The 14,335-nt window shown below is 57.7% G+C and carries 10 protein-coding genes and 3 pseudogenes; 5 read left to right on the forward strand and 8 right to left on the reverse strand.

The window, feature by feature from the left end; genetic code table 11:
• Positions 1–114 precede the first annotated feature (114 nt).
• Positions 115–936, reverse strand: coding sequence for a hypothetical protein (locus tag HT585_RS30455; RefSeq protein WP_176356516.1), 822 nt, complete (start codon positions 934–936; stop codon positions 115–117).
• A 272-nt stretch (positions 937–1,208) separates the two neighbouring features.
• On the opposite strand from HT585_RS30455, the pseudogene HT585_RS32335 reads away from it, so the two are divergent.
• A pseudogene (locus HT585_RS32335) lies at positions 1,209–1,538 on the forward strand (hypothetical protein); the annotation flags it as partial.
• A 280-nt stretch (positions 1,539–1,818) separates the two neighbouring features.
• Here the strand turns inward: HT585_RS32335 and HT585_RS30460 are convergent.
• The 5 genes and pseudogenes from HT585_RS30460 to HT585_RS30480 form a co-directional block, all read right to left on the reverse strand.
• On the reverse strand, positions 1,819–3,837 hold the full coding sequence (locus tag HT585_RS30460) for a phosphorylase family protein (protein WP_176356517.1): 2,019 nt from the start codon (positions 3,835–3,837) through the stop codon (positions 1,819–1,821).
• A gap of 523 nt (positions 3,838–4,360) precedes the next feature.
• Positions 4,361–6,172 carry a hypothetical protein gene (locus tag HT585_RS30465; RefSeq protein WP_176356518.1) on the reverse strand — a complete coding sequence of 604 codons (1,812 nt, stop codon included), beginning with the start codon at positions 6,170–6,172 and terminating at the stop codon, positions 4,361–4,363.
• Between the two features lie 323 nt (positions 6,173–6,495).
• The gene (locus tag HT585_RS30470; protein ID WP_176356519.1) at positions 6,496–6,819 is read right to left on the reverse strand and encodes a helix-turn-helix domain-containing protein; all 324 of its coding nucleotides are present in this window, start codon (positions 6,817–6,819) and stop codon (positions 6,496–6,498) included.
• Positions 6,809–7,169: pseudogene (locus HT585_RS30475) on the reverse strand (type II toxin-antitoxin system RelE/ParE family toxin). The gene HT585_RS30470 and the pseudogene HT585_RS30475 overlap by 11 nt, the downstream one beginning before the upstream one ends.
• Positions 7,170–7,228: 59 nt before the next feature.
• The gene (locus tag HT585_RS30480) at positions 7,229–9,580 is read right to left on the reverse strand and encodes a hypothetical protein (RefSeq protein ID WP_176356521.1); all 2,352 of its coding nucleotides are present in this window, start codon (positions 9,578–9,580) and stop codon (positions 7,229–7,231) included.
• Positions 9,581–9,723: 143 nt separating this feature from the next.
• Between HT585_RS30480 and HT585_RS30485 the strand changes: the two genes are divergently transcribed.
• Complete coding sequence (locus HT585_RS30485) at positions 9,724–10,635, forward strand: HNH endonuclease (RefSeq protein ID WP_176356522.1); 912 nt, start codon at positions 9,724–9,726, stop codon at positions 10,633–10,635.
• Positions 10,636–11,592: 957 nt separating this feature from the next.
• Here the strand turns inward: HT585_RS30485 and HT585_RS30490 are convergent.
• A complete protein-coding gene (locus HT585_RS30490) occupies positions 11,593–12,528 on the reverse strand; it encodes a PIN domain-containing protein (RefSeq protein WP_176356523.1) in 936 nt (311 codons plus the stop codon).
• Between the two features lie 164 nt (positions 12,529–12,692).
• Between HT585_RS30490 and HT585_RS30495 the strand changes: the two genes are divergently transcribed.
• From HT585_RS30495 to HT585_RS30505, 3 genes are read left to right on the forward strand one after another with little or no spacing between them, the layout of a single operon-like run.
• The gene (locus tag HT585_RS30495) at positions 12,693–13,064 is read left to right on the forward strand and encodes a dsDNA nuclease domain-containing protein (RefSeq protein WP_176356524.1); all 372 of its coding nucleotides are present in this window, start codon (positions 12,693–12,695) and stop codon (positions 13,062–13,064) included.
• Positions 13,064–13,363: a hypothetical protein gene (locus tag HT585_RS30500; protein ID WP_176356525.1), complete on the forward strand. Its 300-nt coding sequence runs from the start codon at positions 13,064–13,066 to the stop codon at positions 13,361–13,363. The genes HT585_RS30495 and HT585_RS30500 overlap by 1 nt, the downstream gene beginning before the upstream one ends.
• Positions 13,354–13,935, forward strand: coding sequence for a hypothetical protein (locus HT585_RS30505; RefSeq protein WP_176356526.1), 582 nt, complete (start codon positions 13,354–13,356; stop codon positions 13,933–13,935). The genes HT585_RS30500 and HT585_RS30505 overlap by 10 nt, the downstream gene beginning before the upstream one ends.
• Here HT585_RS30505 and HT585_RS30510 read toward each other — a convergent pair.
• Positions 13,883–14,201 (reverse strand): annotated as a pseudogene (locus HT585_RS30510) (IS66 family transposase); the annotation flags it as partial. The gene HT585_RS30505 and the pseudogene HT585_RS30510 overlap by 53 nt on opposite strands.
• Positions 14,202–14,335: the final 134 nt, after the last annotated feature.

Raw genomic sequence — 14,335 nt, forward strand, 5'->3', positions numbered from 1 at the left:
TGATTTGGTCCCGTGACACAGGTGGTCACGGCCTATGCAGGCTCGATCGGACGAGATCGATCTCGTTCCTCTTGCCAGGTGCAGGCGCAAATCCGGCAATGCCGACACGCTCGCTCAAGCCTCGACAATGCTGCCGATCTGTCCGCGTACCGTGTCGATCTCGATGATGAATGTCTCGTCGAAAAGTTCCGGATACTGACGACAGAAGTCATTGTGATAGAGCGCGACCCATTCGTATTTGCTCCAGATGCGCGGGCTATGCCGGAAGCGCTGAAGTTCTTCGGTGACAACGTCGCGGTGCGTTCGAACAGCTTCGTCGTCGACGAGGGGTGAGTCATAACTCTCATCGATGATCGTCGAGCGCAGGTAATCGATGAACCATTGCCCGTCGCGATCCCTCTTCAGCACACGGTTTTGCGGCGCGTGGCCGGCATTTCCGTAGTAGGCGAGGTGCTCGACGACGAGTGTCTTGGCGCTTTCGGTCAGCACCATCCGCGGGTCACGCGCCAACTCCGATTCACCCGTATAGGCCTCCAGCAGCGCCGGCCCGTAAACCGCGAGGTCATCGACGTAGGCTTCACCGACGGCGACCCCGCCCCGGATGAAAAACCCCCTGAGAACCATCTGCAACTGAAACCGGGCGACACGCTCGAACACCATGCCCGACTCCATCTCGCCGTCGTCCTGGATCGGAAAACCCAGGGCGATGTTGTCCGTGAAGGACGTCAACGCATGGAAGTCGCGATCGAACCAGCCGGCCTCATCGGCGGGGCCTTCGAGGATCTGCCTACCGTCGCGCAACAGCCGATGGAATTCCTGGATGCGAGAATGATCGTTGGCTTTAAGGATTTCCTTAAAGCCCAGAATGTCCAGGAAACAGAGCCACGAGTCCTGCAGAACCGCTGCACCGTCGTCCTGAAGGTAGGGATTCGCCACCGATAAATCTCCGCGATCGAGCTGCCGGACGGCAGTCTGTTGTTTCAACTGATATAACATTGGGTAGCACCGCAATCGCCATGCTGAAATTGCAGACCCGACGTGCGCCGCGGCCCGATCTCGGATCCCTCCATCAACCGTTAACCACCGCTGCCTTTCCGCAGCCGGTGTTCCTAGCCTGGCGCGGCATCAAGACGATGGTTATCGAGAAACACCGTTGCAGTGCCCTTCATCCGCGGGCGACGGGCTTCCACATGCAGTGCATGGTCGTCTCCTCCATCGGCTCGGCATATGGTGCCGGTCAATCCTACAGCCGCTCCGTGACCGAGGCCAGCGATCACCACCAAGCTTGCCAACGACTTCCGCGACGAAGACCTCGACGGTCCGGTCGGCCTCGACAGCCGTGCGCAGCGCAAGCGTGAGTTTGCCGCCGACGTGGGCCTGCAGGCCCACGTCCTTCGGATGGCCGACGAAGGTGCGGTTTCTGCCCTTGAAGAGATCACCGGCGAGATTTGGAAGCCGTACAGCGCGTAGGCGCGGCAGCACCGTTGGCCTCCATCGACCGAAAGCCAGCCTCGATGCAGATGTCCGACTTCGATTGAAGGCGGTGGAAGGCACCTTGAACTTGAAGGCCGGCGCCACGCCGGCCTTTCTGGTGTCGCGCGGCACTTTCTCCGATCGCGATCCGTCCCGGATCGTGGTCTAGTGCGAAAGCAGAATTGGTCCGGCGCAACGGCAAGCGATCCTCCACTGTCGTTGGGGCAAGCGGCATAATTCTTGACTGGACTGATCGATGCGGACTGGGTGCGCTGTTTCCGCCTACGCACTGATCGACCGACGTGACGGACCGCGACCGGTTCGGCCTTGCGCTTCGGCTCGCTTCTACCTGAGTTGAGGCTCAGCCAACAGTTGGTCCACAATCGGCGAGAGCAGTTCTCTATCACGTAAAGATATTGTCGGCATTTTGCGTGCCTGAACCGGGACAATCAATGAATCGTCGAGATTAAATAGCCACAGACCGATATTGCCATATGCATGTTGGCTCAGCGCCATGCTCAGTTCGTCAAAACACCAAGGGCTTAGTGCATAGTGTTTGCTCCACAATACGGCGCAAATACTGCTTCTGAGCATCGCGTTTTCGATTGACGCAGGGACCATTTGATCTGGTCGGACTTCGTCGTCGCCAATGAGGGCCTCAATGCCCCGCAGACGTAGGGCGTTCGCAAAATCTTGTGCCACGCCAGCATCTTGGCTTGCACGACTTATGAAGATTGTCCGAGGTGTTCCCTTGGTAGAAAATGCACGGCTGACACGCCTCGCCTGCATCATATTAGCGATACGGATCGTCTGCTCGACGCCTATGTCCTCTGCAAAGAATGAGACGTCAATGTCCGGGTTCAGCCGCGCCCAGTCTCGGCGTTGGTTTGCCCTTTGCCCTGCGCCCCCGAGGAATGAAAATGGGATGATTGGGAGGCTCTTTGCCTCCGCCAGATGCAGCAGCGTATTGGCGGTCTTTGAAACCTTTCCGCCGAGCGCGACAACAGCATCGACCTTTTCCAGCGCTTGCAGTTGGGCGAGCAGCCACGCTTGAGACCACGACGAGCCGTCATTAACTTCCGGCCCTGGGTAGTTCCACTCTTGAACGATGAGATCGGGATGTCCGAGCATCTTCTTCAGCAGGCCTTTTTTCTTCTCCACTTCAGGATGCGACGGACTATGAAAGTGAATAACGCCTCGGACTTTCGCGTCCGCATATCCCATTGCCGCGTAGTAGTCCGCGGAATCTGGAAAGGGACTGCAGACGACCAAGTGAGCACCGGCTTCAGCAAGCGTTTTTCCAAGCTTCATGGATGCCCGGTGCAACCGAGGGGCCTCGGCGTCGGTGTCGTCGGTTTCTCCGGTCACGCCACCGATAACAAGAACAGACTTTACGGCAGATTGAAGAACGGCGAGTTGGGTCAGCTTCGCTGATTCGAGTTGGCGGCCCACGTCAGGTTCGAAAAGCCCGGCCTCCACGCTTGCGATAAACAGCGAAAGCGCGTTCTCCATTGATAACGCCCTGAACGCATTTTTGGCGATTTTTTCAATTTTGTCCTTCCGCTCATCTGCAAAGTCGGAAATGCCTCTTATGGCCACGACTCTTGGCGCCGGCGTACGAATGCTGCCAGCGTCGAAAATTCCAGCACTTTCCATTTCCATCGCCGCGATTTTGCGATCGACCTGTTTCTTCAGCCAAGTCAAGAACGCCTTGCCCTTACCAACTACTGGTCCGCTTGCAAGCTTCCTATCATCACCGACTAAAAGGTTGCATTCGCCGCGCAGTTGCACGCCGGCCTCGACCAGAGCGTCATCGATACTTTTTGCGATAGTCTCAGATCGCCGTTGTCGCGTCTGGTTCCTCCACGCTTCGAACTGTTTTCTCCGCGTGTGTCGGAACTTCTGCAGGCGGTCGAGCAAGCGCTGTGATGATTGGAAATGGTTCCCGGATGTATCGAGGCTCCAGGTCCTTTTCTCTCCCACGGAGGCGGAATTCGCGAGATACTCGTTCACACTATCCGGCACGAACACATCGCCCGGCTCAAGATCATTGGACAAAGAACCGGCGATGCCGATCACAACGATGTCGGAAGGCTTGAGTTTCTCAATAGCCACAGATGCGATATTGGCCGATCGTGTGTTTCCCATCTTGCCGGCCGCCACGACGGCTACGCTATACCGCTTTCCGGCTTCGGTAGATTGGATGCTCCCCGAAAACCAAGTGAGTGCGACGTCCTCGAGCTCTTGAGCAGTGAATCCGTCGCCTAGAAAAGCGATTACCGTGTCGAGCTCTTCTGCGAGTGCCACGTACAGCAGGATGTCTATGGTTTGCTCAGTGCTACTACTTTCTTGATTATCCCGCATATTCGTAGCAGACCCCGTCGCGATTGCGCTGCAAGCAAACATTTTGGTGCATCATGGCGGGTAAGCTATTGTGCGGCAACATAATTCGTCACTTTGAGCGGTCGGCCTCTCGATAGTCTGTTCGAAACGCAAGCTGCTTCCAAGCTACGTAGCCTGGTGGGAGTGGACACTCAGCCAGCCAATCGAACCTCTTCCTACGCTGCCGGCCAGCGCGGTCTCGAAGTGGCATGTCTGACCGGAAAACGCCTCACGGGCTCGCCTCGATCGTCCTCCCGCAACGGCGGGCTCGTTTTCTTCCCCTCGCGACTCAAGCGTCGCAGCCAACGCTTCGATTAAATCAAGCGATCGGGTTTTCAATCGCTCAGCGAACCAACGCGCGGGTCGATGGTTCGAATCCTTTCAAGACCTCGGCCTTTTTGCTCGAGATTCCGGCATAGAACCGTCTCAGCACCCGAGAGAGTTCTCCGGCGCACGCGCTGTGGCCGCTGGGATCTCAGCCGGTTAGTAATGGTGACTTTGCCAACTAAATGTCCACGACAGCGTACAACTCGGCGCCACAGGCCATGGCTGAGAGGCGAGATGCCAAGAGCAGGGTGCTCAGCTGCTTCATCCGAAGCAGCCTGTTACTGCCGTTCGTGAGGGCTTCACAGGCTGTGACTTCGGACTGCGTCAGCCGAGGCTGAACTACCATAGCGACTTTCTTGTAACGATCAGGAAGCTGCTCAATGGCCTTGATGAAGTCGTCGCGGTTCTTCTGCCGGACGCCATCTTTCCAGACCGCCGAGCCGATCTTCTTGCCCTTACCCTTGGTCAACTCCGTCCCCAAGGGGCGGCGCTCGAGGTGGCGCAGGTTTTTGACGGCTTGCGAAACGACAATCTCGAAATCAGAGACCGAGGCCTGGCGATTGACCTTGGCGCTGCCGGAGGCCTTCACATGAACCAGTGTGACGACCTTCTTCGTGGGATCAAGGTGGATAAAGTCGGCCAGTTCCATCGATCCATCGTCGCACGCGAGCCAACCTGCCGGCCGTCCAGCGGCGTCAACGAACACTTTTTCCAAGACGAATGCGAACAGCGAGTTGTCACCGTTCACGCCGATCGCGCTCGCCAGCGACTGCCCTTTAACGAGGGCCGGCTTCTCCTTCTCCACATCGAAGCCTTGGAAAGACTGGAATGTCCAATCAAACGGCTGATCCGTGTACTGGCTAGAATAGCAACGACCCTGCGCAATCGCGTGACCGCTTTCGTAGTGGATCTTGACCATGTCCACATCGGTCAGCGCTCGTCGGCACTCTTGGTGGTCTACCGTGCTGGACGCCGCGGGGTTCTTCCAGGTCAATGCCAGCCCCACAACGCCGTCGGTAAAGGTCACCGCGATTTCCGCCTGCCCCAGAGCCACGCCCAGAAGGGTGCATTCGACCGTGAACGAAAGCCCCGAAGCCGCTCCTTTGGCAGGGGGAATTACTTCGAAGGTCGCGTCATAGGCCCATTTACGAGCGAAGGCGTAGTCGGCCGGGTCGACTACGTCTTCAGAGAGAAGATCCTTGGGTGTCACGCTGATCTCGTAGGCGTCCTGTACAGCCGATACATCGGTGATCTGCTGAGCCAGCATTGCAAAGCGCGGCGAGGCTGGTGCCGTTTGCGCGTGGAGGAAGACGCGCTCCATCGTTTCCACGAACTCGTCTAGAGACTTCTGGCGTCCAATCCAGATTCGTCCGCTGCTGGGAGCGGCGCCAATCGAGACCGGGCGATTTTTGGCGTCCGTTAGCCCCGGTACGCTCGGCCGACTCCTTACAGCCGAGAGGACGAAGGTCTGGTCGCCGAGGGGATCTAGGGCATGTTCCAGAGCCGATCCGGTCAGTGACTTGCTGTTAGGCTTGACCGCGGTTGGGGTGTGGACGCCGCTAAGATGCAGGACCGACGCCTCGTCGCCGACAAAGGATTCGATGATAGCGCGCGGTACGGGCCGGGCGAGTTTCAAGCCCTTCAAAATGCGGTCACGCATCGCGCCGTCCGAAGCATTCAAGGCCGCCCGCGCGCCTTGAACGGCGATGATGATGAATTGATGAGTTTTATCAGTTAGAGTATTCGCCGGGGCCCATGCTGGCGAACGCACTTCTTCATAGATAATAGTCCGAAGATAGAAGTCGCGCACCTGATCATCGCCGTCGCTGATCACACGACGAGCGACGCCGTCAGACCCTTTAATCTTCGCCCTCGCCGCCTTTCCGAGCCTATCACGCAGGACCGCGTCGGCGGATTTGTCGGAGCTGTCCAACAAGGCCGGCGCAAGAAAGGGGGTCAGTTTTTTGGTGTCTAACGTTGCTTTTGCCACGGCCATATTCCGTCTGGGCGACGCTTTTTGCATCGTCTTACTGCAAAGCCCGTAATCGCGCTGTAGTTGAGTGTCAAGGCCGAATACGCGCTCGGATTTTCTGGCGCGTGACGAGACGCAATTAACGAGATCCCCCTTGTTTACCTGGGGCTTGTCGGCGAACGAGTAATCGACGTGGTGCGGCGGAGGCTAGGGACCAAGTCACCGTAAAGCCATCAAGTCTGACGAGGAAGCTGCGCGGCCCGAATGACCGCAATCAAGGCGCAAACCTGTCGTCTCTGCACCACTGATGCCCGCTTGGGGTCGAAGGTGGCAGCGTCCTTCTAAGACAGCATATCGAGACCATGCTTTTGCACGATCGAGAGCAACTTCAGTGCGGGCCCGCTCGGCCGCTTCGCGCCGGTTTCCCACTTTTGCACCGTCGATGCACTGGTGTTCAGGTAACGCGCGAAGACTGGCTGACTGACATGATTGTCCTCGCGCAGCGCCTTGATCTCGCCCGGCGTCAACTCCTGCGGGATAGACAGGCAAGTCTCATTGAAGGTTTTCATCGTTTCTTTGTCGATGGTGCCTGCCGCGTACATGTCTTCGACGGCGCTATGGATCGCCTCAAAGGCATCGCTCTTGAACTTGCGCTTAGTCGTCATTGCAAATCTCCAGTAGGGCGCCGGCCCCGATTTCGGCATCAAGCTCGGCCTGTGTCTTGCGCCGATAGAGTTCGGCGAGCTTCCGGAAAGCCAAGAGCTCGTCGTCATCGATGTTGGCGCGGTCCCTCTTCGTGAACAGATAGGTGAACACCCAGTACCCACCAGCTTTTGCCAGAACGATCGAACGGTGCATGTTATCGTTGAGCCGCTTCTTGAACACGCCGCCACCGAGATCATCAGCCTGTCCGCGTGCGACTTGCTCGATCGCCTTGCAGAGGGCCTTGTCGGAGACCCGCGCTTTCTTCGCTGCCTTGGAAAACCACGCCGTTTTTGAAAGTCCGTTCTGACATCGCTTCATATAGCACTAGGTGCTACACCTATCAAGTTGTCGGGAAAATTGCGGAGAAGACTATGCTGCTTCCCATACCTGATTCAAAATCCTGGCAGCAAGCGCCGCCTTGTCCTGCGGCAAGAAGCGGCCGTAATGATTGGCAACCATCTCCGGTGTGTCCTGGATGGCGTAGCTTGCCTGCTCGTAGGAACCGGTTTGTTTCAGGATATGAGTGGCAAGGACATCTCGGACGTTGTGGGGACCATGCGGAAGCAAGCCCTTGATGGCGCCGCGACCGGTGTACGGGTTGTAGATGCCATAGCGTTGGATCGCCGTCCGCCAAGCCTCGTAGAAGGTCGTTTGGTCATAAGACGCGTCCTTGGTCTTGGTTTTGACGGTCTTGACGAAAAGGGTGCCGGGATCTTCGGCGCCAGCGAGCAGCACGGCACGATGACGCTCGATATACGCGTTCAGATGGGGATAGAGGTCCTGCAGGTTCGGAAGGATCAAGCGGAACGGTTTCGAGCCGAAGAATGACGAGTTCGCATTTTTGAAGGCGTTGGAGGGGATCAGAACTTCCCAACCGCCATCGCGCTCGCTCCAGCGGATCTCACCACGCTTCATGTCTTCAAGACGGCGCTCCGACGTCGGGAAATGTCCCCGCGGACAAACAAGCAGTTGCCTCAGGTTCTTCTGGCGCAGTCCGAGATGGAGGCCAAGGCGCAGCATGAGGAAGGATCGAACCGCTTCGGCCGCCGACCGCGGGTAGCGATCCTGATCCGGCATTCGCCTGATGATTTCGTCGGTGATCTTGCGATACTCGGCGAGCGGACTATCGGCCTCGAGCACGGACATGATCGGCTCGAAGGGGTCGCGGTGCACACGCGCGACACGCTGAATCTCCCTCGAGCGTTGCGATGCATGCTTGAAGACGATGTCACACGACGCATGCCAATCCTTTTGAGCCACAGCGATCTCCGCAGATGTCACCAGGCCGGGGATTGGTCTCGTATTCTGGACGAGCTCCGGATGTTGCCACATCCAACCCGTCTCGGGCCGAACCATGCCGAGAAGCACGCTCAACATGTCTTCTTCCCATTTGGTGTAGAAGCCACGGCGCTTCTCGCGCCACTGCAAATACCAATCCCAGATCCCGGGGAAGACAAGAAGGCCGAAGGTCAGTTGGCTGAGCGGCACACCATAGCCTTTGACAGCGCTCTTTGGTGAAGCTGCCAAGGCACCGAACATGAGGCCAAGGTGCTCGATCTTCTGGGCAGCCGTCTCCTCTCCCCAGACTCCATTACGCTGGAACCCGAGCGTCGTCAGGGTCGCGGTCTTGAAGCGTACGAGGTTTGCCATCTCCATCGCGAGCCGGGGAGGGGCATCAACAACGCCAGCAAGCAGATCCGGATCTTCGATCGCCGCATGATCGGATTCTCCACCCCATACAAGATCGCTCGATGCAAGCCGCGGCGAAAGCGTGCTTCCATAAGAGATACCAGGAAAGCGAATGGCATATCGCTGCCGGATCGCTGCCGCCTGGAAGCGCCGATAGTCGGTGGTGCCGGAGATGATCACGCGGCGTACCCAATCGATGATCTCTTCGCGCTTGCTGAAAGGCAGGCTATTGAAGTCATCCGGCAGGTGCCAGGCGAGCCGCCGCCGCTCTGCAGGGCTGACGTCACTCTCCAACTCAAGCCCGGACACTGATCGTGACTGATGCGGCAGCCGTTCTTTGAAGTATCCCACAGGGAGCCGGTAGCGTTTCTCAATGAGGGCGAGGATCTCGAAACTGTCCGTCGATCTTGGGACGCGTGTGCCGTTCGTCCAACTGAGCAGCGTCTTATTGTCGAAGGTCGAGTGGTCGCCGGCGACTGCGCGGTGAAGATGCCAGTACGTGTCACCGTGTCGGCGCATGTGGTAGTTCAGCGCTTCTTGGAAATCTGACGGATTTTCAGTCCAATCGAAGAGAGGCGCCGGATGCTCCTCGATCGCCCTTGGTGGAACACCTGGCTCTGCCCTCGGCCGCGTCGACGGTGTTGGTCGTGCTGCGCTCGACGTATTGCTTTGCTTCACAATAGGTTCGCGGGTCGCGCGGCGGGGGCTCTCGATCGGCGGCGTGGGCGTCGGCCGGTCGTGCTCGACAGGTCGTTCCTGATCGATCCAGCGGATGATCGCTTCGAGCCCGGATTGCAGGCCCTTCTTGAGCGCGGGGGTCATCTCGTCTTCCAAGCCGCAGGCATCAGAAACGGATCGCCAATCTATACGGCCCATCCGCATCGGCGGATACTTGCGGTAAAGGATCAAGCTGGAGAGATAGGGCTTGATGTTCTCAAGGGTCTGCCCGGAAACAAGTGGCGCTACGCGGACATCGCAGAAGTCGGAAATCTTGCGCTGAAAATGAAGTGATGAAGCAGATTGGGTTTTCATGAGATCCAGAATTCGTATCGCTGATCGGCACGGGTGCCGGGGCGTGGCCTGCTAAGGCCATGTGGTAAACGAACTCTAAATTCGACCCAGAGATGCGTGTGAAATCGTATCGGCAAACGCTCAGGCTGTGCTAAGCGTCAATGATGGGATTCGGGGTCTTCATTCATCGCTCAGATTCGATCTACGACGACAGCCCGGCAGAACAGTACCAGTTTCCAAGCCAATATCTTGGACGGGTGCGGGCCTGCCTTGGCGATTGGATTATCTACTACGAGCCGCGGAAGGTTGCGGCGACGCGAGGCTATTTCGCTGTCGCCAAGGTGGCCGAGGTCATCCCGGACCCGAAGGCGCCGGGCATGTATCTCGCGCTCATCGAACCGGGCACTTATCTCGACTTCATCAATCCGGTTCCTTTCAGCGGGACAGAAGGTGTGATTGAGCGCGGCGTTCTAAACGAAAAGGGCAAGATATCTGGCAGGGCACAGTCTGCGGTGAGGCCTATTTCGAACGCGGACTTCAACCGGATAGTGGGCATTGGTCTTGACGAGCAAGAGCCAGAGTTGCCGCGGACCGGGGCATTGGAAACTAGGAGCTCGGTTGAAGGACTGGGGGAAGGCGCTCAAACGCCGTTCGTGTTCGAGCATGAGCGCAATCGCGTCATGCAGCTATCGTCACGAATAGTTCGCGACCGTCTGTTCCGCCGTCTTGTCGTCCACGCCTATGACAAGCGCTGCGCTATCACAGGCCTGAAGCTCATCAACGGCGGGGGACGCGCCGAAGTCGATGCCGCGCACATAAGACCCGTCGAGGCGAATGGACCCGACATCCTGACCAATGGTATCGCGCTGTCAGGCACGGCGCACTGGATGTTCGATCGTGGCCTGATCAGTCTGTCCGATGACCTCGACATCCTGGTTTCCAGGCACGCCAACGATCCAGACAGCATTCAAGGGCTGATCAACAAGACCGGGCGGGCGATCGTGCCGACGCGGGCATTCGAGAGGCCGCATCCACATTTCCTTCGGTGGCATCGCGAGAATTGTTTCAAGTACTGACTGGAAGGTTTATTTTCTCCGGGACATTTACCTTCTTCGGTAATGCGAGCGGACATACGTGCCGTTCTTGCGATAGTACCCGCCGACAAAGGTGGATCCTCCCGAGGGACGATAGCTGCTCGCGGACCAAGTCCCATAGCCGTCGTAGCCACCGGGTCTCGAGGCTGCGCTTCTGCCTCCACAGCGCCGGCCGGCTGCATCGAGGCTCTCTGGCGTTGGACAATTCCCAGTATAGACCTGCGATGAAGAATAGGAGCTGTACGAGGGAGCTGGAGGGTAGGATCCAGCCAGATACGACGGCGAAGCGCCAGCGTAGGCGCCTTGTTCTGGCTGAGAATTGTTGGCGACGACACTTGTGGAGTCTGTGCCAAAGGCAACCGTGCCACTCGTTCCGTCGGCGAGAGAAACAGTGCCCGCTCCGGCGCGACCACTGGGCGCGCGTGTCACGGTAATTGTACCATACCTGCCGTCGTTGCACCGTACCGGAGCCGAAATGGTGGGGCTTGTGTCCAACGCATCGTAGTTGCCAGTACAGACAACGTGCCCGGTCGGCGTGCTGACGCTGAATGTCCCCCCAGACAGCGCTGCGGTCGTGGTTCCCATTAGCACTTCGCCGCTATTCATTCTTACCGCTGCTGGCAGCGTAATGGAGCCGCACGACGTCAACAGCAGGGCTGCCGCAGCACAGATAACCCTAGTACGCATTCAATATTCCCCCATCCCGGAGGTAGTTTGGCCTCAACTTAGAGGAGAGTCTAGTGCGACTTGTGGCTGCGTTCCTTTCTTTCGTTGCGTGGGATGAGCACCCGTAAGAACCAATCGGGTTCAGTGGACGTCCGGTTCAAATCCCTTCAAGGCGAAAGATGAAAGTCGGCTCTGGGGCCGACGGCCGACCGTCTGCTGTCAAGGCAACTGGCGCGAAAGCGGACATTGAGATCTTTGCGAGCGACCTCTGCGTTAGTCATCGTAGGGCTCGCCGGTGTCGAACCTGGCGCCGCACTGAGAGCAGGTAATCCAATAACTCCAGCCGCCGTAACTCGACGGGTGTGCGGTCATCCTTGTGTTGGCGTTTCGCTGGAGGCATGCAGGGCATGTCCATGGACCTTCAGAGGGAAAGAGCGATCCATGGAACGGAATTCGAGCGTCCTGTGCCTCCTGCTTCTCCAGTTCGGCAAGCTCTTTGTCCTCAAGTTTCTGAGCTCCGACACCCGCCTCTTTGAGGGATTTCATCGCGGCGGCCAGTTTGTCGAAGACATGGATCTTTTCCACACCTCTCTCTTTCAGCTCTCGATATAGGAAGGGATCTAAAATACGGGTGCCGCCCACCATTGTCGCCAGATCGCTGTCCTTGGTGATAACCCAGACAGTCTTTTGCTTGCCTACAGCATCCAAAAATTGCTGCCACGAAAGCTGATCGCCAAGCGGATCACCTTTCTTGCCGGGAGGATTCCCTAGCTCTCGCCGCAGCCTCGCCGCCACCAGTTGATCTTCGGTCGGTGCCACCGCCTTCTTGAAAAGCGGCGCGAGCATTCCAGAGGCTAAATCCGAGCCTTCACTTATGGCTGACGCAAGCTCCGCGGTGACTGAGTCCCATTCCTTACGTGCGGCTTTGGCCCGCTCATCAATCTGTTTAAGGTCAGTATTCAATTCGCCATATCGACGGTGCTTCACGAGGTGATCCGGAATGCTAGGAGGCATACGAGAAGTCATCTCACCCACATTCTTTAGGAACACCGTAAGCTTGTTCCGTTCGACTTCGTTCGCGACCTGTTGCGTAACCAGCAGATGATCTCCAAGCTCCACCAGGGGAAGGAGAAGCTCCGATGGGAGGCGCCCATCTCGAAGACACCAAAAACCAAGGAAAATGTTTGCATCGATGAATATGGATGGCATTGCTGGCTCGCTAGTTTTTCGCAGACGACGAGTGCGGGCGACGTCAATGAAGTCGACCTAAAGTTTGTGAATCACGCGACAGTAAATCTTTTCAAGAAGGAAACGCACCAATAAAGTGAAACCGCAATATGTGGGCTCGATTCCGTTTCGGGCTGGGAGGAGCCTTGACAGAAGTCATCGACGATCTGTTGAACGTACCCGAACGAGAGAACGGGGGCCGAACGGCCTACGACAGATTCGATTTTCAAACCGCGTGGGGTATCTCCAAAGTCATCGATCTGCACAAGGGCGGGGCGAACTACGCTGTTGGTTTCGAGTTCCATGTCGACCTCGTCGAGCTCGATGACGCGGATGCGCCTACGACCGCCGTCTTCTACCAGATGAAATCCTTGGACTCGGGACACTGGACCCTTTCTCGAATCCTTGATCGGCCGGTCGCCGGGAAGAACAAGAAGAAGCAGACGCTGAAGTCGTCGATCGCAGGAAAGGTGTTTGACAACACAAGCGGTTCGGCGCCGTTGTCGGCAGCCTCGTGATGGTCAGCAACCAGCCGCTTTCCGAGCTTGGCCCAAGATACGAGGAAGTCCCCTTGGCAGCGTTGGAGGCGGCCGACGTCACGAAGTTCGTCACGGCAATGAAGCTCGAGTGCAAAGGGGTCAAGGAGGCCGATCACCTCGGGTTCTTCCACTACGAGCAATGCCGTCTGGGACTCGGCCGCTATGAGGAGTTCATGAATACGATTGTCCGATTTTCGCCCGGTCTCCTGCGAGCGCCGGCAAATGACAATCGTGATTCGATCCGTTTCACGGGGAAGGAGTCCGCGAGATGCCGCTGATTGACCCAGCCGAGGTGCCGGAGGATGTTACCTCGCCCGAGGGCGTGGCCGGCTTGAATACGGTGATCGACACGCTTCGTGCGCGGCGTGTCGAGACGATCAAGATGCCCGAACCGCCAAAAGGTTTCCGGCTTGCGAACAAGGTACGCGCCTATTGCCAGAGCCAGCTCTGGCGGTGCCTCGATCTAGTCGATTCCGCCGAAAGCCTTCGTCGCTCCAATCATGGGCTCGGCACCATAGTTATGGTGCGAGCGATTTACGAGACTGTAGCGGCTTTTCTGCATTTTGAGAGAAAACTAGCGGAAATGATGACACCGCTAGAAAGCAAGGCCGATTTGGAGCGCATTGACGTGTTTGTCCACGGCAAAACATTTTCGACCCGCCTGGAGGACCTGTTGGAAAAGGTTGGCGCTGACGAATCCTCCCGCGCGACAAGCGTGCTCACGCAGATTGATCGGGGCGTGGTTATTGTCAACCCGCGGCGTAGAATCCTAAACGCCCAAAAGAGACGCGAAGATACTACCGATCTTGATGCCGAATGCTCCAAGGCAACAATTCGTCGATCCTGTTGATCGGATGGTCGGCGATGCGCGTGAGGACATCGCGAGTAGGCCTCGGGATCGAGACCGTTTAGCTTTGCGGATTGGATGAGCGACAGGATCGCCGCGGCACGCTCGCCGCCCTTGTCCGATCCAGCGAATAACCAGTTCTTGCGGCCGAGCGCGATCGGCCGGATCGCCTGCTCGGCGGCATTGTTGTCGATCTCGATGTTGCCGTCGTCGAGGAAGAGGCAGAGAGTAGTCCAGCGGGTCATAGCATAACGGATCGCCTCCGCCGTGCTGATCGAGCGCAGGGAAGCGCAGGCGCTTTTCTACAATGCTTGTAACAGTGTGGCGCAGGAGCATCTTGAGGCATCGCTGCCTTCGGATGATTCCGGTCAGGATGATGCACGGCATTAGGGCGCCCCGGTTG

The organism is Ensifer oleiphilus, from assembly GCF_013371465.1.
Classification (GTDB): domain Bacteria; phylum Pseudomonadota; class Alphaproteobacteria; order Rhizobiales; family Rhizobiaceae; genus Ensifer; species Ensifer oleiphilus.

Coding starts and splice junctions, on each gene's coding strand:
- HT585_RS30505 (WP_176356526.1), top strand. CDS start 13,354: ATGCCGCTGATTGACCCAGCCGAGGTGCCGGAGGATGTTACCTCGCCC.
- HT585_RS30460 (WP_176356517.1), bottom strand. CDS start 3,837: ATGCGGGATAATCAAGAAAGTAGTAGCACTGAGCAAACCATAGACATC.
- HT585_RS30485 (WP_176356522.1), top strand. CDS start 9,724: ATGGGATTCGGGGTCTTCATTCATCGCTCAGATTCGATCTACGACGAC.
- HT585_RS30470 (WP_176356519.1), bottom strand. CDS start 6,819: ATGACGACTAAGCGCAAGTTCAAGAGCGATGCCTTTGAGGCGATCCAT.
- HT585_RS30490 (WP_176356523.1), bottom strand. CDS start 12,528: ATGCCATCCATATTCATCGATGCAAACATTTTCCTTGGTTTTTGGTGT.
- HT585_RS30500 (WP_176356525.1), top strand. CDS start 13,064: ATGGTCAGCAACCAGCCGCTTTCCGAGCTTGGCCCAAGATACGAGGAA.
- HT585_RS30480 (WP_176356521.1), bottom strand. CDS start 9,580: ATGAAAACCCAATCTGCTTCATCACTTCATTTTCAGCGCAAGATTTCC.